The 21,819-nt window shown below is 37.6% G+C and carries 37 protein-coding genes; 36 read left to right on the top strand and 1 reads right to left on the bottom strand.

The genetic code is table 11. From position 1 onward, the window contains the following. Positions 1 to 1,335: an NCS2 family permease gene (locus tag TP70_RS03905; protein ID WP_044359599.1), complete on the top strand. Its 1,335-nt coding sequence runs from the start codon at positions 1 to 3 to the stop codon at positions 1,333 to 1,335. Between the two features lie 85 nt (positions 1,336 to 1,420). On the opposite strand, the gene TP70_RS03900 is transcribed toward TP70_RS03905, so the two are convergent. Next, positions 1,421 to 1,816 (bottom strand): hypothetical protein, encoded by a 396-nt coding sequence (locus tag TP70_RS03900; RefSeq protein WP_044359598.1) that lies wholly within the window; start codon positions 1,814 to 1,816, stop codon positions 1,421 to 1,423. A 339-nt stretch (positions 1,817 to 2,155) separates the two neighbouring features. Here TP70_RS03900 and rpsJ point away from each other — a divergent pair, with 339 nt between their 5' ends. The 35 genes from rpsJ (at position 2,156) to rpsI (ending at position 20,880) form a co-directional block, all read left to right on the top strand. After that, positions 2,156 to 2,464 (top strand): 30S ribosomal protein S10, encoded by a 309-nt coding sequence (gene rpsJ, locus TP70_RS03895; protein ID WP_001118667.1) that lies wholly within the window; start codon positions 2,156 to 2,158, stop codon positions 2,462 to 2,464. A 28-nt stretch (positions 2,465 to 2,492) separates the two neighbouring features. Then, positions 2,493 to 3,152 (top strand): 50S ribosomal protein L3, encoded by a 660-nt coding sequence (gene rplC, locus TP70_RS03890; RefSeq protein WP_044359576.1) that lies wholly within the window; start codon positions 2,493 to 2,495, stop codon positions 3,150 to 3,152. 26 nt (positions 3,153 to 3,178) lie between these two features. Then, the gene (gene rplD, locus TP70_RS03885) at positions 3,179 to 3,799 is read left to right on the top strand and encodes a 50S ribosomal protein L4 (protein ID WP_044359575.1); all 621 of its coding nucleotides are present in this window, start codon (positions 3,179 to 3,181) and stop codon (positions 3,797 to 3,799) included. Further along, positions 3,799 to 4,074, top strand: coding sequence for a 50S ribosomal protein L23 (gene rplW / locus TP70_RS03880; protein ID WP_044359574.1), 276 nt, complete (start codon positions 3,799 to 3,801; stop codon positions 4,072 to 4,074). The genes rplD and rplW overlap by 1 nt, the downstream gene beginning before the upstream one ends. Before the next feature lie 31 nt (positions 4,075 to 4,105). Continuing rightward, positions 4,106 to 4,939 (top strand): 50S ribosomal protein L2, encoded by an 834-nt coding sequence (rplB, locus tag TP70_RS03875; RefSeq protein ID WP_044359573.1) that lies wholly within the window; start codon positions 4,106 to 4,108, stop codon positions 4,937 to 4,939. A gap of 64 nt (positions 4,940 to 5,003) precedes the next feature. Further along, positions 5,004 to 5,282: a 30S ribosomal protein S19 gene (rpsS, locus tag TP70_RS03870; protein ID WP_044359572.1), complete on the top strand. Its 279-nt coding sequence runs from the start codon at positions 5,004 to 5,006 to the stop codon at positions 5,280 to 5,282. Positions 5,283 to 5,314: 32 nt separating this feature from the next. Beyond that, a complete protein-coding gene (gene rplV / locus TP70_RS03865; protein WP_016426354.1) occupies positions 5,315 to 5,668 on the top strand; it encodes a 50S ribosomal protein L22 in 354 nt (117 codons plus the stop codon). 24 nt (positions 5,669 to 5,692) lie between these two features. Next, positions 5,693 to 6,346 carry a 30S ribosomal protein S3 gene (gene rpsC / locus TP70_RS03860; RefSeq protein ID WP_044359571.1) on the top strand — a complete coding sequence of 218 codons (654 nt, stop codon included), beginning with the start codon at positions 5,693 to 5,695 and terminating at the stop codon, positions 6,344 to 6,346. A gap of 2 nt (positions 6,347 to 6,348) precedes the next feature. Beyond that, positions 6,349 to 6,783 carry a 50S ribosomal protein L16 gene (rplP, locus tag TP70_RS03855; RefSeq protein ID WP_044359570.1) on the top strand — a complete coding sequence of 145 codons (435 nt, stop codon included), beginning with the start codon at positions 6,349 to 6,351 and terminating at the stop codon, positions 6,781 to 6,783. Further along, positions 6,773 to 6,982 carry a 50S ribosomal protein L29 gene (gene rpmC, locus TP70_RS03850; protein ID WP_014613220.1) on the top strand — a complete coding sequence of 70 codons (210 nt, stop codon included), beginning with the start codon at positions 6,773 to 6,775 and terminating at the stop codon, positions 6,980 to 6,982. Before rplP ends, rpmC begins: the two co-directional genes overlap by 11 nt. A gap of 24 nt (positions 6,983 to 7,006) precedes the next feature. Then, positions 7,007 to 7,270 carry a 30S ribosomal protein S17 gene (rpsQ, locus tag TP70_RS03845; protein ID WP_000004086.1) on the top strand — a complete coding sequence of 88 codons (264 nt, stop codon included), beginning with the start codon at positions 7,007 to 7,009 and terminating at the stop codon, positions 7,268 to 7,270. A gap of 32 nt (positions 7,271 to 7,302) precedes the next feature. Then, a complete protein-coding gene (gene rplN / locus TP70_RS03840) occupies positions 7,303 to 7,671 on the top strand; it encodes a 50S ribosomal protein L14 (protein ID WP_044359554.1) in 369 nt (122 codons plus the stop codon). 39 nt (positions 7,672 to 7,710) lie between these two features. Continuing rightward, positions 7,711 to 8,028, top strand: coding sequence for a 50S ribosomal protein L24 (gene rplX, locus TP70_RS03835; protein ID WP_044359553.1), 318 nt, complete (start codon positions 7,711 to 7,713; stop codon positions 8,026 to 8,028). Positions 8,029 to 8,052: 24 nt separating this feature from the next. Beyond that, entirely contained in the window at positions 8,053 to 8,592 is a 540-nt protein-coding gene (gene rplE / locus TP70_RS03830) for a 50S ribosomal protein L5 (RefSeq protein ID WP_044359552.1), read from the top strand. Positions 8,593 to 8,613: 21 nt separating this feature from the next. Next, complete coding sequence (locus TP70_RS03825) at positions 8,614 to 8,799, top strand: type Z 30S ribosomal protein S14 (protein WP_009382778.1); 186 nt, start codon at positions 8,614 to 8,616, stop codon at positions 8,797 to 8,799. Positions 8,800 to 8,831: 32 nt separating this feature from the next. Next, positions 8,832 to 9,230: a 30S ribosomal protein S8 gene (gene rpsH, locus TP70_RS03820; protein WP_044359550.1), complete on the top strand. Its 399-nt coding sequence runs from the start codon at positions 8,832 to 8,834 to the stop codon at positions 9,228 to 9,230. A gap of 28 nt (positions 9,231 to 9,258) precedes the next feature. Next, positions 9,259 to 9,795, top strand: coding sequence for a 50S ribosomal protein L6 (gene rplF, locus TP70_RS03815; protein WP_044359549.1), 537 nt, complete (start codon positions 9,259 to 9,261; stop codon positions 9,793 to 9,795). A gap of 30 nt (positions 9,796 to 9,825) precedes the next feature. Continuing rightward, on the top strand, positions 9,826 to 10,185 hold the full coding sequence (gene rplR / locus TP70_RS03810) for a 50S ribosomal protein L18 (protein WP_044359548.1): 360 nt from the start codon (positions 9,826 to 9,828) through the stop codon (positions 10,183 to 10,185). Between the two features lie 20 nt (positions 10,186 to 10,205). Continuing rightward, on the top strand, positions 10,206 to 10,706 hold the full coding sequence (gene rpsE, locus TP70_RS03805) for a 30S ribosomal protein S5 (protein WP_044359547.1): 501 nt from the start codon (positions 10,206 to 10,208) through the stop codon (positions 10,704 to 10,706). A gap of 16 nt (positions 10,707 to 10,722) precedes the next feature. Continuing rightward, complete coding sequence (gene rpmD, locus TP70_RS03800) at positions 10,723 to 10,902, top strand: 50S ribosomal protein L30 (protein ID WP_044359546.1); 180 nt, start codon at positions 10,723 to 10,725, stop codon at positions 10,900 to 10,902. A 16-nt stretch (positions 10,903 to 10,918) separates the two neighbouring features. After that, a complete protein-coding gene (gene rplO / locus TP70_RS03795) occupies positions 10,919 to 11,359 on the top strand; it encodes a 50S ribosomal protein L15 (protein ID WP_044359545.1) in 441 nt (146 codons plus the stop codon). Beyond that, the gene (secY, locus tag TP70_RS03790; RefSeq protein WP_044359544.1) at positions 11,359 to 12,651 is read left to right on the top strand and encodes a preprotein translocase subunit SecY; all 1,293 of its coding nucleotides are present in this window, start codon (positions 11,359 to 11,361) and stop codon (positions 12,649 to 12,651) included. The genes rplO and secY overlap by 1 nt, the downstream gene beginning before the upstream one ends. Before the next feature lie 17 nt (positions 12,652 to 12,668). After that, the gene (locus TP70_RS03785) at positions 12,669 to 13,319 is read left to right on the top strand and encodes an adenylate kinase (RefSeq protein ID WP_044359543.1); all 651 of its coding nucleotides are present in this window, start codon (positions 12,669 to 12,671) and stop codon (positions 13,317 to 13,319) included. Positions 13,320 to 13,481: 162 nt separating this feature from the next. Further along, complete coding sequence (gene infA, locus TP70_RS03780) at positions 13,482 to 13,700, top strand: translation initiation factor IF-1 (RefSeq protein WP_001118443.1); 219 nt, start codon at positions 13,482 to 13,484, stop codon at positions 13,698 to 13,700. A gap of 31 nt (positions 13,701 to 13,731) precedes the next feature. Continuing rightward, on the top strand, positions 13,732 to 13,845 hold the full coding sequence (rpmJ, locus tag TP70_RS03775; protein WP_002509257.1) for a 50S ribosomal protein L36: 114 nt from the start codon (positions 13,732 to 13,734) through the stop codon (positions 13,843 to 13,845). Between the two features lie 22 nt (positions 13,846 to 13,867). Further along, entirely contained in the window at positions 13,868 to 14,233 is a 366-nt protein-coding gene (rpsM, locus tag TP70_RS03770) for a 30S ribosomal protein S13 (RefSeq protein ID WP_044359405.1), read from the top strand. Positions 14,234 to 14,257: 24 nt separating this feature from the next. Continuing rightward, positions 14,258 to 14,647 carry a 30S ribosomal protein S11 gene (gene rpsK, locus TP70_RS03765; protein WP_014613235.1) on the top strand — a complete coding sequence of 130 codons (390 nt, stop codon included), beginning with the start codon at positions 14,258 to 14,260 and terminating at the stop codon, positions 14,645 to 14,647. A 77-nt stretch (positions 14,648 to 14,724) separates the two neighbouring features. Beyond that, a complete protein-coding gene (locus TP70_RS03760) occupies positions 14,725 to 15,669 on the top strand; it encodes a DNA-directed RNA polymerase subunit alpha (RefSeq protein WP_044359404.1) in 945 nt (314 codons plus the stop codon). Between the two features lie 16 nt (positions 15,670 to 15,685). After that, positions 15,686 to 16,054, top strand: coding sequence for a 50S ribosomal protein L17 (rplQ, locus tag TP70_RS03755; protein ID WP_044359403.1), 369 nt, complete (start codon positions 15,686 to 15,688; stop codon positions 16,052 to 16,054). 479 nt (positions 16,055 to 16,533) lie between these two features. Beyond that, positions 16,534 to 17,343 carry an energy-coupling factor transporter ATPase gene (locus tag TP70_RS03750; RefSeq protein ID WP_044359402.1) on the top strand — a complete coding sequence of 270 codons (810 nt, stop codon included), beginning with the start codon at positions 16,534 to 16,536 and terminating at the stop codon, positions 17,341 to 17,343. Beyond that, the gene (locus TP70_RS03745; RefSeq protein ID WP_044359401.1) at positions 17,340 to 18,206 is read left to right on the top strand and encodes an energy-coupling factor transporter ATPase; all 867 of its coding nucleotides are present in this window, start codon (positions 17,340 to 17,342) and stop codon (positions 18,204 to 18,206) included. Before TP70_RS03750 ends, TP70_RS03745 begins: the two co-directional genes overlap by 4 nt. Further along, positions 18,196 to 18,999: an energy-coupling factor transporter transmembrane component T family protein gene (locus tag TP70_RS03740; protein WP_044359400.1), complete on the top strand. Its 804-nt coding sequence runs from the start codon at positions 18,196 to 18,198 to the stop codon at positions 18,997 to 18,999. The genes TP70_RS03745 and TP70_RS03740 overlap by 11 nt, the downstream gene beginning before the upstream one ends. Before the next feature lie 15 nt (positions 19,000 to 19,014). Beyond that, entirely contained in the window at positions 19,015 to 19,821 is an 807-nt protein-coding gene (gene truA / locus TP70_RS03735; RefSeq protein ID WP_044359399.1) for a tRNA pseudouridine(38-40) synthase TruA, read from the top strand. 209 nt (positions 19,822 to 20,030) lie between these two features. Beyond that, a complete protein-coding gene (rplM, locus tag TP70_RS03730) occupies positions 20,031 to 20,468 on the top strand; it encodes a 50S ribosomal protein L13 (RefSeq protein WP_044359398.1) in 438 nt (145 codons plus the stop codon). Positions 20,469 to 20,487: 19 nt separating this feature from the next. Further along, positions 20,488 to 20,880, top strand: a complete 393-nt coding sequence (gene rpsI / locus TP70_RS03725) for a 30S ribosomal protein S9 (protein ID WP_044359397.1) — start codon at positions 20,488 to 20,490, stop codon at positions 20,878 to 20,880. The last annotated feature ends 939 nt before the right edge of the window (positions 20,881 to 21,819 follow it).

Below are 21,819 nucleotides of genomic sequence, written 5' to 3'. Positions count from 1 at the left end.
GTGAGACGATACTTCCGCTTTGATGAGCACCAAACGAATTATAAACGAGAAATTCTTGGTGGTCTTACAACATTTTTATCGATGGCATATATTTTAGCTGTCAACCCACAAGTTTTGAGTTTAGCAGGCGTTGATGGTATACCTGCCGACCAAAAAATGGATCAAGGAGCTATTTTTGTAGCAACAGCACTTGCAGCCTTTGTAGGTTGTATGTTTATGGGACTAATTGCCCGTTATCCAATCGCACTTGCACCAGGAATGGGATTAAACGCATTTTTCGCGTTTACAGTTGTTTTAACAATGGGGATTCCATGGCAAGTTGGTTTAACAGGCGTATTCTTTTCAGGATTATTCTTTGCAATTTTAACAGCAACAGGTTTGAGGGAAACGATTATTAATGCAATACCATTTGAAATGAAGATGGCCGTATCTTCAGGTATCGGTTTATTCATTACTTTTGTTGGTTTGCAAAGCTCAGGCATTATTGTCAACAACGATGCGACACTTGTAACACTAGGTAAAATTACAGATCCACCTGTTTTACTCGCCGTATTCGGGATTGTCATTACAGTGATTCTTTACGCGAAAAAAGTTTCAGGTGCCATTTTCTTAGGTATGGTCTTAACAGCGATTGCAGGGCTGTTAACGCATCAAATCGCACCACCGACAGGCGTAGTAGGTAAAATTCCTAGCATCGCCCCAACATTTGGTGCAGCCTTTGAATCATTCCAAGATCCAGCACAATTATTTACGATTCAATTTTTAATCGTTATTCTAACGTTCTTGTTTATCGACTTTTTCGATACAGCAGGGACAATCGTAGCAGTTGCTTCACAAGCAGGATTTATGAAAGACAACAAGTTACCACGTGCAGGACGAGCACTTTTTGCCGATTCATTAGCTACAATGACAGGTGCAATCTTTGGTACAACAACGACAACATCTTACATCGAATCAACATCAGGTGTAGCCGTTGGTGCGCGCACAGGACTTGCCAGCATTGTTACAGGTATCTGTTTCTTACTAGCATTATTCTTTAGTCCTTTGATGGCGGTTGTAACATCTGCTGTCACAACGCCAGCACTTGTTGTAGTCGGTGTTTTAATGGCATCGAACTTAGCGGAAATCAGTTGGAAAAAATTTGAAGTAGCAGTACCAGCATTTGTTACGATCATTATGATGCCTTTATCATATTCAATTGCAACAGGTATTGCGTGTGGATTTATTTTCTATCCAATCACAATGTTATTAACAAAGCGTCAAAAAGAAGTACATCCAATCATGTACGGATTAATGGTTATCTTCATCTTATATTTTGTTTTTGTTCACGGTTAAACAATAATAAAGCGTCGATACAACTCAGTTACGAATTGTATCGACGCTTTTTAATATTAATGACAAGTTCCTTCATATAATATAGTTATTTCAATCTCTTACGTTGTGGGTAATCATCTTCATATACGACACGTGCATGCGCGTTCGGTAAGTAAACAGGTGTTGCGAATAAAATAAATAACAAAAAGATAAGTAACGCAAGCATTAACCAATGGAGTAACATACCTAAAAACGGAATGATTGCAATACAGTTAACGATTGCACCGATGAGCGGAATCAATACCATTGGGCGAATTGAGTTTTGTTTATCAAAAACTAAAATTAAAACCATCACAACATAAATGAAAATATTAAACGCTAAAGGCTGCCATCCGAGTGCTAATACATACCAGCCACCTAAAAATGGAAAACCCGCAATAAATTCAGAAATAAGTGCAATCAAAGCTAATATAGTTAACGATGTTTTTATATTTTTGGTCATAAGCTATACCTCACAAATTAACATTTAATTATTTCTATTATAATCAATTTAACAGCAAAGAACAAAAAGAAGTAAGCATTCGTAAAATTTTTTTGCATAAATGGTTGAACTCAACGCCCATATACAGTAAAATGACATGGTATGTGATTAGATAAATTAATTTGCAGGAAATTGTTGCCAAACGGTGCTATTTCTTGTAAAATATCTAATGTTGGACTTTTTAATGCGATGAAGCGAAAGGTTACTGACACACCCGGCCGCTTTGCCATGGCGTTGTGCCAGATAGTTTTCGTGGAGAAGTCTATCACTTTTATGAAGACGAAATAAGGAGGGTAAATAATGGCAAAACAAAAAATCAGAATCAGATTAAAAGCTTATGACCACCGTGTCATCGATCAATCAGCAGAGAAGATTGTCGAAACTGCTAAACGTTCTGGAGCGGACGTATCAGGTCCTATCCCATTACCAACTGAGAAATCAGTTTACACAATCATCCGTGCGGTGCATAAGTACAAAGATTCACGTGAGCAATTCGAACAACGTACACACAAACGTTTAATCGACATTGTTAACCCTACACCAAAAACAGTTGACGCTTTAATGGGCTTAAACTTACCATCAGGTGTAGACATCGAAATCAAATTATAATTAAAATTTTTTAGGAGGTGGACTTTCGATGACCAAAGGAATCTTAGGAAGAAAAATTGGTATGACTCAAGTATTCGGTGAAAACGGAGACTTAATTCCTGTAACAGTAATCGAAGCAAAAGAGAACGTAGTATTACAAAAGAAAACTGAAGAAGTTGATGGCTACAACGCGATCCAAATCGGTTTTGAAAACAAAGAAGCATATAAAAAAGGTAGCAAAACGAATAAATATGCAAACAAACCTGCTGAAGGTCACGCTAAAAAAGCTGGCACAGCACCTAAGCGCTTCATTCGTGAATTCAGAAACGTTAATGTTGACGAATACGAAGTAGGTCAAGAAGTCTCAGTAGATACATTCGAAGTAGGCGACGTAATTGACGTAACAGGAACTTCAAAAGGTAAAGGTTTCCAAGGTGCGATCAAGCGTCACAATCAAGCACGTGGACCAATGTCACACGGTTCTCATTTCCACAGAGCACCAGGTTCAATCGGTATGGCGTCAGACGCATCACGTGTATTTAAAGGACAAAAATTACCAGGCCGCATGGGTGGTAATACTGTAACTGTTCAAAACTTAGAAGTTGTTCAAGTAGATACGGAAAACAGCGTAATTTTAGTAAAAGGTAACGTACCTGGTCCTAAAAAAGGTTTTGTACAAATCCAATCAGCGATTAAAGCTAATAAATAATTAGTAGCGAAAGGAGGAAATGCATAATGGCAAATTATGATGTATTAAAAGTTGACGGAACTAAAGCAGGTTCAGTTGAACTTAGCGATGCGGTATTCGCAATCGAACCAAACAATGATGTATTATTTGAAGCAATTCAATTACAACGTGCTTCATTACGCCAAGGAACTCACGCGGTAAAGAACCGTTCAGCAGTTCGTGGTGGTGGACGTAAACCATGGAGACAAAAAGGTACAGGTCGTGCACGTCAAGGTACAATCCGTGCTCCACAATGGCGTGGTGGTGGTGTTGTATTCGGACCAACACCAAGAAGCTATGCATACAAAATGCCTAAGAAAATGCGTCGCTTAGCATTAAAATCAGCACTTTCATTCAAAGTTCAAGAAAATGAATTCAAAATCGTTGACAGCTTCAACTTAGAAGCACCAAAAACAAAAGAATTTAAAACAACTTTAACAAACTTAGAATTACCTAAAAAAGTTTTAGTTGTCACTCTTAACGATGTAAATGTTGAATTATCAGCACGCAACATCCCTGGTGTACAAATCACAACACCTGAAGGTTTAAATGTATTAGATTTAACACATGCTGACAGTGTATTAATCACTGAAGAAGCAGCTAAAAAAGTTGAGGAGGTGCTCGCATAATGGAAGCAAGAGACATTTTAAAGCGCCCCGTAATCACTGAGAAATCATCTGAAGCAATGGCTGAAGATAAATACACTTTTGACGTTGATGTTCGTGCAAACAAAACACAAGTCAAAACAGCTGTAGAAGAAATCTTTGATGTAAAAGTTGCAAATGTCAACATCATCAACTACAAACCTAAGAAAAAACGTATGGGCCGTTACCAAGGCTATACAAACAAACGCCGTAAAGCGATTGTTACATTAAAAGAAGGTCAAATCGACTTATTCAACTAAAATCAAATTACCATTAAGGAGGTAAACGACAATGGCTCTTAAACATTATAAGCCAATTACTAATGGTCGTCGTAATATGACTACATTAGATTTCTCTGAAATTACAGAGTCAAAACCTGAAAAGTCATTATTACAACCGCTACCGAAAAAAGCGGGTCGTAACAACCAAGGTAAATTGACTGTACGCCATCACGGTGGTGGACACAAACGTCAATACCGTGTGATTGATTTCAAACGTAATAAAGACGGAATCGCTGGTAAAGTAGATTCAATTCAATACGATCCAAACAGATCAGCGAATATCGCGTTAATCGTATATGCAGATGGTGAAAAACGTTACATCATCGCACCTAAAGGCTTACAAGTAGGTCAAATCGTTGAAAGTGGTTCAGAAGCCGACATCAAAGTTGGTAACGCACTTCAATTAAAAGACATTCCTGTAGGTACAGTAATTCACAACATCGAATTAAAACCTGGCCGTGGTGGTCAAATCGCGCGTTCTGCTGGTGCAAGCGCTCAAGTATTAGGTAAAGAAGGTAAATATGTACTTGTAAGACTTCGTTCTGGTGAAGTACGTATGATTCTTTCAACTTGCCGTGCAACAGTTGGACAAGTTGGTAACCTCCAACACGAACTTGTTAACATCGGTAAAGCTGGTAAATCAAGATGGTTAGGTAAGAGACCAACAGTTCGTGGTTCTGTAATGAACCCTAACGATCACCCACACGGTGGTGGTGAAGGTCGCGCGCCAATCGGCCGTCCATCTCCAATGTCACCTTGGGGTAAACCAACGCTTGGTAAGAAAACACGTCGTGGTAAGAAACGTTCAGACAAACTTATCGTACGTGGACGTAAGAAAAAATAAAAATAGCTTATTTGGGTGTGCGGCGTAATCGCTGCACGCACATAATAAGAAAGGAGGCGCCATTATGGCTCGTAGTATTAAAAAGGGACCTTTCGTCGATGAGCACTTAATGAAAAAAGTTGAAGCTCAAGGCGATAGCCAAAAGAAACAAGTAATCAAAACTTGGTCACGTCGTTCAACAATTTTCCCAAACTTTATCGGACATACATTCGCTGTATACGATGGACGTAAACATGTACCTGTATATGTAACTGAAGATATGGTTGGTCACAAATTAGGTGAATTTGCTCCAACACGTACTTTCAAAGGACATGCTGCAGACGATAAGAAAACAAGAAGATAAAACATTTCTAGTAAGTAGAGGAGGAAATACGAATGGAAGCAAAAGCGGTTGCTAGAACTATCAGAATCGCACCTCGTAAAGTACGATTAGTATTAGACCTAATCCGAGGTAAAGACGTAAGAGAAGCAGTAGCTATTTTGAAATTAACAAATAAAGCTTCTTCTCCAGTAGTAGAAAAATTATTAATGTCCGCTTTAGCTAATGCTGAACACAACTATGGTATGAACACAGACGAATTAGTTGTTAAAGAAGCTTACGCTAACGAAGGACCAACTTTAAAACGTTTCCGTCCACGTGCTCAAGGACGTGCAAGTGCTATTAACAAAAGAACAAGCCATATCACTATCGTAGTAAGTGACGGTAAAGAAGAAGCTCAAGAAGCTTAATCAAATCATTAAGGAGGGAACATTGTGGGTCAAAAAATTAATCCAATCGGACTTCGTGTTGGTGTAATTCGTGACTGGGAAGCTAAATGGTATGCAGAAAAAGACTTCGCATCACTTTTACACGAAGACTTAAAAATTCGTAAATTTATTGATAAAGCATTGAAAGACGCTTCAGTATCTCACGTTGAGATCGAGCGTGCTGCTAACCGCATCAACATTGCAATTCACACTGGTAAACCAGGTATGGTAATCGGTAAAGGCGGTTCAGAAATTGAAAAACTTCGTAACAAATTAAACCAATTGACTGATAAAAAAGTTCACATCAACGTAGTTGAAATCAAGAAAGTTGATCTTGATGCTCGTTTAGTTGCTGAAAACATTGCACGTCAATTAGAAAACCGTGCATCATTCCGTCGTGTACAAAAACAAGCAATTGGTAGAGCAATGAAACTTGGTGCGAAAGGTATCAAAACTCAAGTATCAGGTCGTTTAGGTGGCGCTGACATCGCGCGTGCTGAACAATATTCAGAAGGAACTGTACCACTTCATACATTACGTGCTGACATTGATTATGCACATGCAGAAGCTGACACAACTTACGGTAAGTTAGGTGTTAAAGTATGGATTTATCGTGGTGAAGTTCTTCCTACTAAGAAAAATAGTGAAGGAGGAAAATAATTATGTTACTACCAAAGCGTGTAAAATATCGTCGTCAACATCGTCCTGACACAAAAGGTCGTTCTAAAGGCGGTAACTTTGTAACATTTGGTGAGTTTGGTCTTCAAGCAACTACAACTTCTTGGATCACTTCTCGTCAAATCGAATCAGCTCGTATTGCTATGACACGTTACATGAAACGTGGCGGGAAAGTTTGGATTAAAATCTTCCCTCACACGCCATACACACAAAAACCTTTAGAAGTACGTATGGGTGCTGGTAAAGGTGCGGTTGAAGGCTGGATCGCAGTAGTTAAACCAGGTAGAGTATTATTTGAAGTAGCAGGCGTATCTGAAGAAGTTGCGCGTGAAGCACTACGTTTAGCAAGCCACAAACTTCCAGTTAAAACGAAGTTTGTAAAACGTGAAGAATTGGGTGGTGAATCAAATGAAAGCTAAGGAAATTAGAGACTTAACCACTTCAGAAATCGAAGAGCAAATCAAATCTTCAAAAGAAGAGCTTTTTAACCTACGCTTTCAATTAGCTACAGGTCAATTAGAAGAGACTGCACGCATCAAAACAGTAAGAAAAACGATCGCGCGTCTAAAAACTGTTGCACGTGAAAGAGAATTAGAACAAGGTAAAGCAAACCAATAATAGTTGAAAGAGGAGGTTACTAAAGTGAGCGAAAGAAATGATCGTAAAGTTTACGTTGGTAAAGTTGTTTCAGATAAAATGGACAAAACAATCACTGTTTTAGTTGAAACTTACAAAACACACAAACTATATGGTAAACGTGTTAAATACTCAAAAAAATACAAAACACATGATGAAAACAATTCAGCTAAATTAGGAGATATTGTTAAAATTCAAGAAACGCGTCCTTTATCAGCGACAAAACGTTTCCGTTTAGTAGAAATTGTCGAAGAATCAGTAATCATTTAATGACTATTTAAAGAGATAAGGGAGGTATAATCATGATCCAACAAGAAACACGCTTAAAAGTAGCAGACAACTCTGGTGCTCGTGAAGTTCTTACAATCAAAGTATTAGGTGGATCTGGCCGTAAAACAGCTAACATCGGTGATGTCATCGTAGCAACTGTTAAAAATGCTACACCTGGTGGCGTTGTTAAGAAGGGTGATGTTGTTAAAGCTGTTGTAGTACGTACTAAATCAGGCGTACGTCGTAAAGACGGTTCATACATCAAATTCGATGAAAATGCATGTGTTGTAATCCGTGATGACAAAGGCCCACGTGGTACTCGTATCTTTGGACCTGTTGCACGTGAATTACGTGATGGAAACTTTATGAAAATCGTTTCCCTTGCACCAGAAGTACTTTAATTAGTAATCATTTATAAACAAATTCAAGGAGGTGCCCACATGCATATTAAAAAAGGTGACAATGTTATCGTTATTGCAGGAAAAGACAAAGGTAAAACAGGTAAAGTTGTAGCAACTCAACCTAAAAAAGACCGTGTAGTTGTTGAAGGTGTTAACATGATCAAAAAACACCAAAAACCAACGCAATTCAATCCTGAAGGTGGAATCTTAGAAACAGAAGCTGCTATTCATGTTTCTAACGTACAAGTATTAGACCCTAAAACAAACGAACCTACTCGTGTAGGCTACAAATTTGTTGACGGTAAAAAAGTTCGTATCGCAAAAAAATCTGGCGAAGAAATCAAGTCTAATAAATAATAACAGGTGAAAGGAGGATCCACTTTGAATCGTTTGAAAGAAAAATTTAACTCAGAAGTTACAGAGAACTTAGTTAAAAAATTCAATTACAGTTCAGTAATGCAAGTACCTAAAATTGACAAAATCGTTGTGAACATGGGTGTTGGTGACGCAGTTCAAAACTCTAAAGTATTGGACACAGCTGTTGAAGAATTAACAGCAATCACTGGTCAAAAACCATTAATCACAAAAGCTAAAAAATCAGTTGCGACATTCCGTTTACGTGAAGGTATGCCAATTGGTGCAAAAGTAACATTACGTGGTGAAAGAATGTACGAATTCTTAGATAAATTAATTTCTGTATCACTTCCACGTGTACGTGACTTCCGCGGTGTATCTAAAAATGCATTCGACGGTCGTGGTAACTACACATTAGGTGTTAAAGAACAATTAATTTTCCCTGAGATTGACTATGATAAAGTATCAAAAGTACGTGGAATGGATATCGTTATCGTAACGACTGCTAACACTGACGAGGAAGCTCGTGAATTGTTAACACAATTCGGTATGCCATTTCAAAAATAATCTCTGAAGGAGGCTAAATAAGTGGCTAAAAAATCAATGGTTGCTAAGCAACAACGTAAACAAAAGTTCCAAGTCCGTGAATATACACGCTGTGAACGCTGTGGTCGTCCACACTCAGTATATCGTAAATTTAAACTTTGCCGTATTTGTTTCCGTGAATTAGCTTACAAAGGTCAAATTCCTGGCGTACGTAAAGCTAGCTGGTAAAATATTAAACTCTTGAAAGGAGGCAACAAACTATGACATTGTCAGATCCAATTGCAGATATGCTAACTCGTGTAAGAAATGCAAACATGGTGCGCCATGAAAAATTGGAGTTACCTGCATCAAACATTAAAAAAGAAATTGCTGAAATCCTTAAAAATGAAGGTTTCATCAAAAATGTAGAATATATCGAAGATGATAAACAAGGTGTTATCCGTATATTCTTGAAATATGGTTCAAACAACGAGCGTGTTATTACAGGCTTAAAACGTATTTCTAAACCAGGTTTACGTGTTTACGCTAAAGCAAGCGAAATGCCTAAAGTATTAAATGGCCTTGGTATTGCATTAGTATCTACTTCTGAAGGTGTAATCACTGATAGAGAAGCTAGAAAACGTAACGTTGGTGGCGAAGTATTAGCATACATTTGGTAATATTAAATAAATAAGGAGGTGCCATAACATGAGCCGTGTTGGTAAAAAAATTATTGAGATCCCTAGCGATGTAACTGTTACTATCGATGGTAGTACAGTTTCTGTTAAAGGACCAAAAGGTGAATTATCACAAACTTTAAACCCAGAAATGACTTATAAACAAGAAGAAAACACACTTGAAGTTGTAAGACCATCAGATTCTAAAGAACACAGAACTGTTCATGGTACAACTCGTGCGTTAATCAATAATATGGTACAAGGTGTATCTAAAGGATACGAAAAAACTTTAGAACTTATCGGTGTTGGTTACCGTGCACAAGTTCAAGGTTCTAAACTTGTATTAAACGTTGGTTATTCTCATCCAGTTGAAATCGAAGCTGCTGAAGGTATTACTTTCTCAGTAGAAAAAAATACGACTGTCAAAGTTGAAGGTATCGACAAAGAATTAGTTGGTGCAACAGCATCTAAAATTCGTGACGTTCGTCCACCAGAACCTTATAAAGGTAAAGGTATTCGTTACCAAGGTGAATATGTTCGCCGTAAAGAAGGTAAAACTGGTAAATAATAAATAAACTCTATAGAAAGGAGTATTGACATGATCAGCAAAATTGATAAAAACAAAGTACGTTTAAAAAGACATGCACGTGTTCGTACGAAATTGTCAGGTACTAGCGAAAGACCACGTCTTAACGTATATCGTTCAAATAAACACATCTATGCACAAATCATTGACGACACTAAAGGCGTAACTTTAGCACAAGCGTCTACAAAAGATAGCGGCGTAGATACATCAGCGACTAAAGTTGAAATGGCAACTAAAGTTGGTGAAGCAATCGCTAAAAAAGCGAATGAAAAAGGCATCGAAGCAGTTGTATTTGATCGTGGAGGATACTTATTCCACGGACGTGTGAAAGCATTAGCAGATGCAGCTCGCGAAAATGGACTTCAATTTTAATTTAAAGGAGGGACAACTCAATGGCTCGTAGAGAAGAAGAAGTTAAAGAATTTGAAGAACGCGTTGTTACGATCAACCGTGTTGCGAAAGTTGTTAAAGGTGGACGTCGTTTCCGTTTCACAGCATTAGTAGTAGTAGGTGACAAAAATGGTCGCGTTGGTTTCGGTACTGGTAAAGCACAAGAGGTACCTGAAGCAATCAAAAAAGCAGTTGAAGCTGCTAAAAAAGAACTTATCACTGTTCATCGTGTTGACGGAACTACTCCTCACACAATTACTGGACGTTTCGGTTCAGGAAGTGTTTTAATGAAACCAGCTGCACCTGGTACAGGTGTTATCGCGGGTGGACCAGTTCGTGCCGTACTTGAGCTTGCAGGTATCACTGATATCTTAAGTAAATCATTAGGTTCTAACACACCTATCAACATGGTACGTGCGACTATCGACGGTTTACAAAACTTAAAAAATGCTGAAGAAGTTGCCCGTTTACGTGGTAAATCAGTAGAAGAATTATACAATTAAGGAGGGAAACAGATAAATGGCTAAAATTCAAATTACCCTCACTCGAAGTGTTATCGGTCGTCCTGAAACACAACGTAAAACTGTAGAAGCATTAGGTCTTAAAAAAATGCACTCTTCAGTAGTTGTTGAAGACAACGATGCAATTCGTGGACAAATTAACAAAGTAAGTCACTTAGTAACAGTAGAAGAAAAATAATTAAGGAGGTGCCGAAATGAAATTACATGAATTAAAACCATCAGAAGGTTCACGTAAAGTACGTAACCGTGTCGGCCGTGGTGCGGGTACTGGTAACGGTAAAACAAGTGGTCGCGGTCAAAAAGGTCAAAAAGCACGTTCAGGTGGTAGTGTAAGACCAGGTTTCGAAGGTGGTCAATTACCATTATTCCGTCGTATTCCAAAACGTGGTTTCACAAACATTAACCGTAAAGAATACGCTATTGTTAATTTAGATCAACTTAACAAATTTGAAGATGGTACTGAGGTAACACCTGAATTATTAATCGAAACAGGCGTCGTTAAAAGCGAAAAATCTGGTATCAAGATTTTAGGTAATGGTTCATTAGAGAAAAAATTGACTGTTAAAGCACACAAATTCTCAGCTGCAGCCAAAGAAGCAATTGAAGCGAAAGGCGGAGCACACGAGGTGATCTAATGTTTCATACGGTTGTAAACTTCTTTAAAACAAAAGAAGTAAGAAACAAGATTCTTTTTACTCTTGCAATGTTAGTAATTTTCAAAATAGGTACGTATATTCCAGCACCTGGTGTTGATCCAGCAGCTTTTGATAATCAACGAGGTTCTCAAGGCGTCACTGACTTGTTAAACACGTTTGGTGGCGGTGCCTTGAAGAACTTTTCCATCTTTGCAATGGGAATTATGCCTTACATCACAGCTTCCATTGTTATGCAATTGCTTCAAATGGATATAGTACCTAAGTTTACTGAATGGGCGAAACAAGGTGAAACAGGTCGTAAAAAGTTAAGTACTTTCACACGTTATTTCACAATTGTTCTAGCGTTCATTCAATCAATAGGTATGTCTTTTCAGTTCAATACTTATTTAGATGGTGCATTAATTAAGAACCAAAATGTTTGGTCATATCTATTAATTGCAATTGTTTTAACAACAGGAACTGCATTTTTAATGTGGTTAGGTGAACAAATTACGCAATATGGCGTTGGTAATGGTATTTCTATCATTATCTTTGCAGGTATCTTAGCATCGTTACCATCAGCATTAATCCAATTTTACCAACAAGAGTTTATTGGACAAGATGATGTAACATTGGCTTGGTTGAAAGTCGCAGGACTTATCATCGGTATGATACTTCTTACAGTAGGTGCCGTTTATGTCTTACAAGCGATTCGTAAAATACCAATTCAATACGCTAAGAAACAATCCAAAATGCAACTCGGTTCACAAGCAACGTATTTACCTTTGAAAGTAAACTCAGCAGGTGTTATTCCTGTCATTTTTGCAATGGCATTTTTCTTGTTACCAAGAACTTTGACATTGTTCTTCCCTAAAGCGGATTGGGCGAAAACGATTGGGACTTACGCGGACCCATCTCATAACATTGGGATGATCGTATATGTTGTCTTAATTATTGCATTTACTTATTTCTATGCATTCGTTCAAGTTAACCCAGAGAAGATGGCAGAAAACCTGAAGAAACAAGGTAGTTATGTTCCGGGTATTCGTCCGGGCATTAATACTAAAAAATATATTACGAAAGTCCTTTATCGCTTAACGTTTGTAGGGTCAATTTTCTTAGCAGTGATTGCCATCTTGCCAATTATTGCGACGAAGTTTATGAACTTACCTCAATCGATTCAAGTGGGTGGTACAAGCTTACTGATCGTTATCGGTGTTGCTATCGAAACGATGAAGAGCTTAGAAGCACAAGTGAATGAACGAGAGTATAAAGGCTTTGGTAGACGTTAATTTTTAGGAGGGCATATATGAACATTATCTTAATGGGATTACCTGGTGCTGGTAAAGGAACGCAAGCGAGTGAAATAGTTAAGAAATACCCAATCCCTCATATTTCAACAGGGGATATGTTCAGAAAAGCGATCAAAGATCAAACTGAACTTGGGAAAGAAGCTAAGTCATACATGGATCGCGGCGAACTTGTACCAGATGAAGTTACAGTAGGAATTGTTAAAGAACGCATCTCTGAAGATGACGCGAAAAAAGGATTCTTATTAGACGGATTTCCTCGAACAATTGAACAAGCTGAAGCGCTTAATTCAATTTTAGAAGAACTAGGTAGAAAAATCGACGCTGTTGTTAACATCGAAGTTCCAGAAGAGGAATTGATGAATCGTCTTACAGGACGTCGCATTTGCGAAACTTGCGGGACAACATATCATCTTGTTTTCAATCCTCCAAAGGTTGAAGGTGTTTGTGATCTTGATGGTGGTAAACTTTATCAACGTGAAGATGACAATCCAGAAACAGTTGCAAATCGTTTAAACGTGAACATCAAACAATCTAAACCAATTTTAGACTTTTACGGTCAAGAAGGGGTTCTGAAAAACATTGATGGTTCAAAACAAATTGATGCTGTTTCAGAGGATGTAATTCAAATTTTAGAATCACTCAAATAGAACGACTTGGATGCATTGCTCTTTTCATAAGTCGTTAGTATTGAGATTGAAACAATATATGTGACATGAATTAACGATAATGATGATTTTGAAGTGATATCCAGGCACTATAATCGAGTTGATATTCTATAATCCTTACAACTGAAAAGGAGGAGTTAATCAATGGCGAAACAAGACGTAATCGAACTTGAAGGTACAGTACTTGATACTTTACCAAATGCAATGTTTAAAGTAGAATTAGAAAATGGCCATGAGATTTTAGCACACGTTAGTGGTAAAATTCGCATGAACTACATTCGTATTCTACCAGGCGATAAAGTAACAGTTGAAATGTCTCCGTATGATTTAACACGCGGCAGAATCACATATCGTTATAAATAATTGTCACTCCATCATTGAAGGAGGTATAAAAATGAAAGTCAGACCATCTGTGAAACCTATTTGCGAAAAATGTAAAGTCATTAAACGTAAAGGTAAAGTTATGGTAATTTGTGAAAACCCTAAACACAAACAAAAACAAGGTTAATTAAAAGAGAGGTGTAAATATAATGGCACGTATTGCAGGAATTGATATCCCACGTGATAAGCGCGTAGTAATTTCATTAACTTATATCTACGGTATCGGTAAAGCAACAGCACAAAAAATTCTTTCAGAAGCGAACGTTTCAGAAGACACACGTGTTAAAGATTTAACTGATGATGAGTTAGGTCGTATTCGTGAAGTTGTTGATGGTTATAAAGTTGAAGGTGACTTACGTCGTGAAACTAACTTAAACATCAAACGCTTAATGGAAATCTCATCATACCGTGGTATTCGTCACCGTCGTGGCTTACCAGTAAATGGTCAAAAAACAAAAAACAATGCGCGTACGCGTAAAGGCCCAGTTAAAACTGTTGCTAACAAGAAAAAATAATAGGTAAAGGAGGCAAATAGTACTATGGCACGTAAACAAGTATCACGTAAACGTAGAGTGAAAAAGAATATTGAAAACGGTGTAGCTCACATCCGTTCTACATTCAACAATACAATTGTAACTATTACAGATGAATTTGGTAACGCATTATCTTGGTCATCTGCAGGTGCGCTTGGTTTTAAAGGTTCTAAAAAATCTACACCATTCGCTGCACAAATGGCTTCAGAAACAGCTTCAAAAGCTGCAATGGAACACGGTTTAAAATCAGTTGAAGTAACTGTAAAAGGTCCTGGTCCAGGTCGTGAATCAGCGATCCGTGCGTTACAATCAGCAGGTTTAGAAGTAACAGCGATCAAAGACGTTACTCCAGTACCACACAATGGTTGCCGTCCGCCAAAACGTCGTCGCGTATAATTTAAATTTTTTGCTTTGTCACATGTTCACAAAATTTATAGTTTATGCAAATCGACGTGTTTAAGGAGGATATGTAAATGATTGAAATTGAGAAACCTAGAATTGAAACAATTGAAGTTAGTGATGATGCTAAGTTCGGTAAGTTCGTTGTTGAACCACTTGAACGTGGTTACGGTACTACACTAGGAAACTCCTTACGTCGTATCCTACTATCATCATTACCAGGTGCGGCTGTGAAATATATTGAAATCGAGGGTGTTTTACACGAATTCTCTGCGATTGACAATGTAGTAGAAGATGTTTCTACGATTGTTATGAATATCAAGAAGCTTGCGCTTAAGATATATTCAGAAGAAGACAAAACACTAGAAATCGATGTCAAAGAAGAAGGCGAAGTCACTGCTAAAGATATCACACATGACAGTGATGTTGAGATCTTAAATCCAGACCTTAAAATTGCAACAGTTTCTAAAGGTGGTCATTTTAAACTACGTTTAGTTGCAAATACAGGCCGTGGTTACGCTTTAGCTGATCAAAACAATTCAAGTGATATGCCAATCGGCGTGATTCCTGTAGATTCATTGTACTCACCAGTTGAGCGCGTGAATTACACAGTTGAAAACACACGTGTTGGTCAAAGTTCAGACTACGATAAGTTAACTTTAGATGTTTGGACAGATGGTTCAATTACACCACAAGAATCTGTTTCTTTAGCTGCGAAAATTATGACTGAGCATTTAAATATCTTCGTTGGTTTAACTGATGAAGCGCAAAATGCTGAAATCATGATTGAAAAAGAAGAAGATCAAAAAGAAAAAGTATTAGAGATGTCTATTGAAGAATTAGACTTATCTGTACGTTCTTACAACTGTTTAAAACGTGCTGGTATTAACTCAGTACAAGAACTCGCTGACAAATCAGAGGCTGATATGATGAAAGTTCGTAACTTAGGTCGAAAGTCTCTTGAAGAAGTAAAACACAAATTAGAAGACTTAGGTTTAGGCCTAAGAAAAGAAGATTGATAAAGGAGGTTAACTCATGGGTTACAGAAAATTAGGTCGTACGTCAGATCAACGTAAAGCAATGTTACGCGATTTAGCAACTTCATTAATCGTAAGCGAACGTATCGAAACTACTGAAGCGCGTGCGAAAGAACTTCGTAGTGTCGTTGAAAAATTAATTACTTTAGGTAAAAAAGGTGATTTAGCGTCTCGTCGTAATGCTGCTAAAACATTACGTAACGTTGAAATCTTAAACGAAGATGAAACGACACAAACAGCGTTACAAAAATTATTTGGTGAAATCGCTGAACGTTATCAAGATCGTCAAGGTGGTTACACTCGTATCGTTAAAGTTGCACCTCGTAAAGGTGACGGCGCTTTAACAGTAATTATTGAATTAGTATAGATTAATACACACTACTACATTTAAAGCAAATGAGTGCAACGATAATGTCTGCCACATACAGATATTGTCTAGCTCAGGAGCATCCCATCCAATTAAATATTGATGATAAAGCGTGATCTCAATAGGATGGGGTGCGCGCTTTTTTATGCAAATACTTAGCATCATATTCTAAGACCTGCCATTGTGTGGGTCTTATTTGTTTTATCTACAATTTTTAAGGAATGTACAGCTCACGGGTTTTTATGTAAAATGGAAAGGTATTCTAAAATAAAAGTAAGCACGCTTTCGATGCAAACAAAGTAAAAGTATTTTTTAACAGGAAGCTTTAAAATAGCTTCTTTCAAGTGAGTAGCAATATAGGAAGGGCAGTAGCTATTAGCAGTGAAAACATTTTAACAAATTTGTTTTACTTCTTAATAATACGAAATAATAAGCTTTCTGTGCTATTCCATGTTGAAACAATTAGGGGAGTTTTTGGTATGTCTAACGAACCATTATTACAATTTCAAAATGTTTCATTTCGATATGACGAAGAGACGCCATATGTATTAAACGGTATTAATTTTGCAATCCATCAAGGTGAATGGGTGTCTATCGTCGGACATAACGGTTCTGGGAAATCGACATTAGCAAAGTTAATTGCTGGAATTGAAACGGATTTTGATGGTGAAATTCTTATCGAGAATAAATCAATTAAAAATACATTGTATACGGCTTTTCAGCATCATATTGGTATTGTTTTTCAAAATCCGGATAATCAATTTGTTGGATCGACGGTAAAGTATGACGTCGCATTTGGTTTAGAGAATCAACGTGTACCATATGAAGAGATGCACGAGATTGTGGCACGTGTATTGAAAGACGTTGATATGTATGACAAGCAAAATCATGAGCCGAGTGCGTTGTCTGGCGGTCAAAAGCAGCGTGTCGCCATTGCAGGTGTTTTAGCTTTAGAGCCAAAACTTATTATATTAGATGAAGCTACGTCCATGTTGGATCCTGAGGGGAAGAAAGAAATACTGGCAATCATTCAAGAACTCAATAAAGCGCATGGTGTGACAGTGTTGTCGATTACCCATGACTTGTCTGAAGTTGTCGCATCTGACCAAGTGATTGTGCTAAATAAGGGGTCTGTGGCGTTATCTGGCTCAGTGAATGATATATTTGTCCATGCTGATGACTTGGTTGCATATGGGCTGGATATGCCGTTTGAGATGCGTATGGCAAAGTTACTAGGATTGAGAACGGGATTTCTCACATATGATGAATTATTGGAGTGTTTATCATGATTAATTTTGAAGATGTATCATTTACATACCAACAATATACGCCCTATGAATATCAAGCGCTGAATCTCGTGACGACACATTTTGAACAAGGACGCTATTATGCGATTATCGGCAAGACAGGCTCAGGTAAGTCTACATTGATACAACATTTTAATGGTTTATTGAAACCGAGCCGTGGGAAACTGCATGTTTTAGACGTACCGATTACCCGTAAAACGAAAGATAAACTGTTGCAAGATGTGAGAAAACGAATAGGTATGGTATTCCAATTTCCAGAATCTCAGTTGTTTGAACAAACAGTCGAACATGAAATCTTATTTGGACCGAAAAACTATGGACTAGATCTTAAAAAAGCACGTGAACAAGCTGTACAGTTACTCACTCAGCTTGGGTTTGATGCTGAGGCAGTGATGCAACAATCTCCGTTTATGCTGTCTGGTGGGCAGATGCGTAAAGTTGCACTTGTGGCGATTCTTGCGATGGATCCAGATATTTTAGTGTTAGATGAACCAACGGCAGGATTAGATCCAAAAAGTAAGCGTCAAGTTATGCAGTTGTTTAAAGAGATACAATTGAAGGGGAACAAAACGATTATTCTCGTTACGCATGATATGAACGATGTGGCTGCCTACGCAGATGAAGTAAAGGTAATGACAAAAGGGCGTGTTATTTGCAGTCAACCACCTGAGGCACTTTTCAGCGATACAGCCTATGTGCAGTCATTACATTTAGATTTACCAGACATTGTACAATTGCAAAGAGATGTTGAAACACGTTTGAATACACGTTTTGAGCGACTCGCAATGACGGAAGAACAGTTTGCAGAGATGTATGCAGTATGGAGGCAAGAACATGAAAGATAAGTTAATTATTGGTCGTTATTTGCCAATTGATTCAATCATACATCGTTTAGATCCACGCAGTAAGTTTTTGTTCGTCTTTTTATTTATTGTCGTTATTTTCTTTAGCCACGATTGGCTTGCATATCTTTGGTTAGGTATCGTACTCTATGTATTTTTAAAATTAGGGCACATTCCATTATGGTTTTTATTAAAAGGCTTGTTACCACTCTTTTTCTTTTTAAGCTTAACATTTATAATGCATATGTTTTTGACAAAAGGGGGGACACGTCTGTTCGAATGGGGCATTATCTCGATTGATACGTACGGTTTACAAGAAGGGACGTTGATTGTACTTCGTTTATCGTATATTATGGTGATTTCAACCATTTTAACTTTAACGACGAGCCCATTAGATTTGACAGATGCTTTTGATCGTTTGTTTAAACCACTGCGATATTTAAAAATACCTGTATCTGCATTAAGCATGATGATGGCCATTGCATTGCGCTTTATTCCTACATTAATGGAAGAATTGGATAAAATTATGAATGCACAAAAATCACGTGGGGCTGCCTTTTCAAGTGGGTCTATGATGACACGCATCAAAGCGTTTATTCCGTTGTTTATTCCATTATTTATTTCGGCATTTCAACGTGCAGAAGAAATAGCGATTGCGATGGAAGTTCGTGGATATGATGCAAATGCGCAACGTACGAGTTACCGACGACTCGAGTGGTTATTCAGAGATACGGTTGCTTTATTATGTATTATTCCAATCGCAGTAGTCGCATTATTTATTCGTTATATTATATAGAGAGGAATTAAGGTTATGCCACGAGTTTTAGTGAAAATCAGTTATCATGGGGGACAATTTTTAGGATTTCAAATTCAAAATCAAGGACGAACGGTTCAAGGTTATTTTGAGAAAATACTAAAGCGTATGCATAAACATCCGGTACGCATACATCCTTCTAGTCGAACTGATCGAGGCGTACATGCCAAAGCGCAATATTTTCATTTTGATACTGACTTAAATATTGCACCAACACAGTGGCAGTATGCGATGAATAGAAGCTTGCCTGATGACATCTATGTGCATGACGTACAATTCGTTGATGAAGCCTTTCATTGCCGCTATGATTGCGTAGGGAAGACGTATCGCTATGCTGTTTACCAATCAGCACATCGTAATCCGTTTGTAGCACAATTGAAAACCTTTGAGCCAGCGCAGTTAAATATTGAGGCGATGAATGAAGCCGCACAACACTTTATAGGAACACATGATTTTACGTCATTTTGTTCGCAAAAAACGGAAGTTGAGAGTAAAGAGCGTACGATTTATGAAAGCAGAGTCGTTCAAACGAGTGAAGGTCTAGACTTTATTATTACTGGTTCTGGGTTTCTTTATAATATGGTACGTGTTATCATGGCATATTTGTTAGAGGTAGGCAAAGGAAGACGTGAAGCAGGCGATGTGCCACAATTACTCGCTGCGAAAGACAGAAACCTTGTACCGCATACAGCACCAGCAGAAGGACTTTATTTAGAAAAGGTTTATTTAAGTCCACAAGCGTTAAAAGAAGATTTTGGCGACGAGATTAAAATTCACTATAAAAAATCCACGCAAAATTTTTAAAACCGATTGACATTTACGCTGATAAATTATATCATAGTTAACGGTATTGTTTTATATCCACCCCACGATAAGCCCCGGAAACTTATTGTGTTACAAGATATAGAAGCAGGAAGATCAACAGTTAACGGAATAAATAATCGTTTTATAGGTTGTTTAATACAGCTGATTGAAATTAAAAAGAAACATCTATTCATTAGGAGGACTCAATTATGCGTCAAACTTTTATGGCTAACGAATCAAACATTGAACGCAAATGGTACGTTGTTGATGCTGAAGGACAAACTTTAGGTCGTTTATCATCAGAAGTAGCATCTATCTTACGCGGTAAAAATAAAGTAACTTACACACCACACGTTGATACAGGTGATTACGTAATCATCATCAACGCTTCAAAAATCCAGTTCACTGGTAAAAAAGAAACTGACAAAATTTACTACCGTCACTCAAATCACCCAGGTGGTTTAAAATCAATCACTGCTGGTGAATTAAGAGCGACTAACCCAGAACGTTTATTAGAAAAATCTATCAAAGGTATGTTACCAAGTTCACGTTTAGGTGAAAAACAAGGTAAAAAATTATTTGTCTATGGTGGCGCTGAACATCCACACGCTGCACAACAACCAGAAAACTACGAGTTACGTGGTTAATTAGAAGGAGGAAATTACATTGGCACAAGTTGAATATAAAGGCACAGGCCGTCGTAAACACTCAGTAGCACGTGTACGTTTAGTACCAGGTGAAGGTAATATCACAGTTAACGGTAAAGACGTACGTGAGTACTTACCATTCGAATCATTAATCTTAGACTTAAACCAACCATTTGATGTAACTGAAACTAAAGGTAACTATGACGTTTTAGTTAACGTTCACGGTGGTGGCTTTACTGGTCAAGCACAAGCTATCCGTCACGGTATCGCACGTGCATTATTAGAAGCTGATCCTGAATACAGAGGTTCTTTAAAACGCGCTGGTCTCTTAACACGTGACCCACGTATGAAAGAACGTAAAAAACCAGGTCTTAAAGCTGCACGTCGTTCACCACAATTCTCAAAACGTTAATATATCGTTTATATACAAGCACTTTCCACTATTATGTTGGAAGGTGCTTTTTTTGGAGTTAAAAGGCATTAAAGTGTTTACAGATTTTCGAGTAGAATAGAAAAACTTTCGAGTAAGTGAGAGGTAAGATAGATAAAAACCGTGGTAAAGCCTATGTTATCAAGGGATTTACGGGCTTTCGAGTAGAATAGAAAAACTTTCGAGTAAGTGAGAGGTAAGATAGATAAAAATCGTGGTAAAGCCTGTATTATCAAGGGATTTACAGGTTTTCGAGTAGAATAGAAAACTTTCGAGTAACAGCATAGTGAACTACAAGCAATAAACGTAAAGTCATACAATATACTTTATTTGAGCGATTAAATGCCAGTATTAGATTTATAGAGCGACGTGGATTTAAACGACCGGACGGTAACCGGACGATAGGAGCAAAAGCATAGAGCGACGTGGTTTTTAGCGACCGGACGATATAAATTTACTATCAAGGGGGTTTATTGTTACTTAGCGTTTTTGCGTCATTTTATGCATGAATTTATCACCAACTAAAAAATTATAATAGGAGATAACTTATGGTTTCATTTATCATTGCGTTGAAAAGGTTATTAAGTGCATTATGGGAAGCGGTCAACTTACCGATAGCAATAGGCATAAGTCGCCCATCCTCGATAGGTGGGTGATGAATGCCGTCCAGTATAAAGGTTATCTTTGGTAACTTGAAAATTGATATACATTGCAAATTGCCTTTTGGTTTTACTTGTGTTATTTTCATTTTACATAAGTAAAGCGTTAGTATAACAATGGCATTAGATACAAATAGTCATTTAGAATACCTTCTTCACTATCCTCTTATTTTGGCAACGAAATAGCGTAGACAAGTCATTGATAATGAAATATCTGATTACTTTAGTTGCGTGGCATTATGATAAAGACCCTATACACATT

Origin of the sequence: Staphylococcus microti (assembly GCF_000934465.1) — a bacterium.
GTDB classification, from domain to species: Bacteria; Bacillota; Bacilli; order Staphylococcales; family Staphylococcaceae; genus Staphylococcus; species Staphylococcus microti.
This window is presented reverse-complemented; position numbering and strand designations above follow the sequence as displayed.

Excerpts from the sequence above, each read along its gene's own strand:
- rplQ (WP_044359403.1), top strand. The coding sequence starts at position 15,686 with ATGGGTTACAGAAAATTAGGTCGTACGTCAGATCAACGTAAAGCAATG.
- rplC (WP_044359576.1), top strand. The coding sequence starts at position 2,493 with ATGACCAAAGGAATCTTAGGAAGAAAAATTGGTATGACTCAAGTATTC.
- TP70_RS03900 (WP_044359598.1), bottom strand. The coding sequence starts at position 1,816 with ATGACCAAAAATATAAAAACATCGTTAACTATATTAGCTTTGATTGCA.
- rpsE (WP_044359547.1), top strand. The coding sequence starts at position 10,206 with ATGGCTCGTAGAGAAGAAGAAGTTAAAGAATTTGAAGAACGCGTTGTT.
- rplO (WP_044359545.1), top strand. The coding sequence starts at position 10,919 with ATGAAATTACATGAATTAAAACCATCAGAAGGTTCACGTAAAGTACGT.
- rpmD (WP_044359546.1), top strand. The coding sequence starts at position 10,723 with ATGGCTAAAATTCAAATTACCCTCACTCGAAGTGTTATCGGTCGTCCT.
- rpsJ (WP_001118667.1), top strand. The coding sequence starts at position 2,156 with ATGGCAAAACAAAAAATCAGAATCAGATTAAAAGCTTATGACCACCGT.
- rpsM (WP_044359405.1), top strand. The coding sequence starts at position 13,868 with ATGGCACGTATTGCAGGAATTGATATCCCACGTGATAAGCGCGTAGTA.
- rplB (WP_044359573.1), top strand. The coding sequence starts at position 4,106 with ATGGCTCTTAAACATTATAAGCCAATTACTAATGGTCGTCGTAATATG.
- TP70_RS03745 (WP_044359401.1), top strand. The coding sequence starts at position 17,340 with ATGATTAATTTTGAAGATGTATCATTTACATACCAACAATATACGCCC.
- TP70_RS03750 (WP_044359402.1), top strand. The coding sequence starts at position 16,534 with ATGTCTAACGAACCATTATTACAATTTCAAAATGTTTCATTTCGATAT.
- rpsS (WP_044359572.1), top strand. The coding sequence starts at position 5,004 with ATGGCTCGTAGTATTAAAAAGGGACCTTTCGTCGATGAGCACTTAATG.
- rplP (WP_044359570.1), top strand. The coding sequence starts at position 6,349 with ATGTTACTACCAAAGCGTGTAAAATATCGTCGTCAACATCGTCCTGAC.
- TP70_RS03740 (WP_044359400.1), top strand. The coding sequence starts at position 18,196 with ATGAAAGATAAGTTAATTATTGGTCGTTATTTGCCAATTGATTCAATC.
- TP70_RS03785 (WP_044359543.1), top strand. The coding sequence starts at position 12,669 with ATGAACATTATCTTAATGGGATTACCTGGTGCTGGTAAAGGAACGCAA.
- rplD (WP_044359575.1), top strand. The coding sequence starts at position 3,179 with ATGGCAAATTATGATGTATTAAAAGTTGACGGAACTAAAGCAGGTTCA.
- rpmC (WP_014613220.1), top strand. The coding sequence starts at position 6,773 with ATGAAAGCTAAGGAAATTAGAGACTTAACCACTTCAGAAATCGAAGAG.
- rpsH (WP_044359550.1), top strand. The coding sequence starts at position 8,832 with ATGACATTGTCAGATCCAATTGCAGATATGCTAACTCGTGTAAGAAAT.
- rplW (WP_044359574.1), top strand. The coding sequence starts at position 3,799 with ATGGAAGCAAGAGACATTTTAAAGCGCCCCGTAATCACTGAGAAATCA.
- rplX (WP_044359553.1), top strand. The coding sequence starts at position 7,711 with ATGCATATTAAAAAAGGTGACAATGTTATCGTTATTGCAGGAAAAGAC.
- rplV (WP_016426354.1), top strand. The coding sequence starts at position 5,315 with ATGGAAGCAAAAGCGGTTGCTAGAACTATCAGAATCGCACCTCGTAAA.
- TP70_RS03760 (WP_044359404.1), top strand. The coding sequence starts at position 14,725 with ATGATTGAAATTGAGAAACCTAGAATTGAAACAATTGAAGTTAGTGAT.
- rplR (WP_044359548.1), top strand. The coding sequence starts at position 9,826 with ATGATCAGCAAAATTGATAAAAACAAAGTACGTTTAAAAAGACATGCA.
- rpsK (WP_014613235.1), top strand. The coding sequence starts at position 14,258 with ATGGCACGTAAACAAGTATCACGTAAACGTAGAGTGAAAAAGAATATT.
- rplM (WP_044359398.1), top strand. The coding sequence starts at position 20,031 with ATGCGTCAAACTTTTATGGCTAACGAATCAAACATTGAACGCAAATGG.
- infA (WP_001118443.1), top strand. The coding sequence starts at position 13,482 with ATGGCGAAACAAGACGTAATCGAACTTGAAGGTACAGTACTTGATACT.
- rplF (WP_044359549.1), top strand. The coding sequence starts at position 9,259 with ATGAGCCGTGTTGGTAAAAAAATTATTGAGATCCCTAGCGATGTAACT.
- truA (WP_044359399.1), top strand. The coding sequence starts at position 19,015 with ATGCCACGAGTTTTAGTGAAAATCAGTTATCATGGGGGACAATTTTTA.
- rplN (WP_044359554.1), top strand. The coding sequence starts at position 7,303 with ATGATCCAACAAGAAACACGCTTAAAAGTAGCAGACAACTCTGGTGCT.
- rpmJ (WP_002509257.1), top strand. The coding sequence starts at position 13,732 with ATGAAAGTCAGACCATCTGTGAAACCTATTTGCGAAAAATGTAAAGTC.
- secY (WP_044359544.1), top strand. The coding sequence starts at position 11,359 with ATGTTTCATACGGTTGTAAACTTCTTTAAAACAAAAGAAGTAAGAAAC.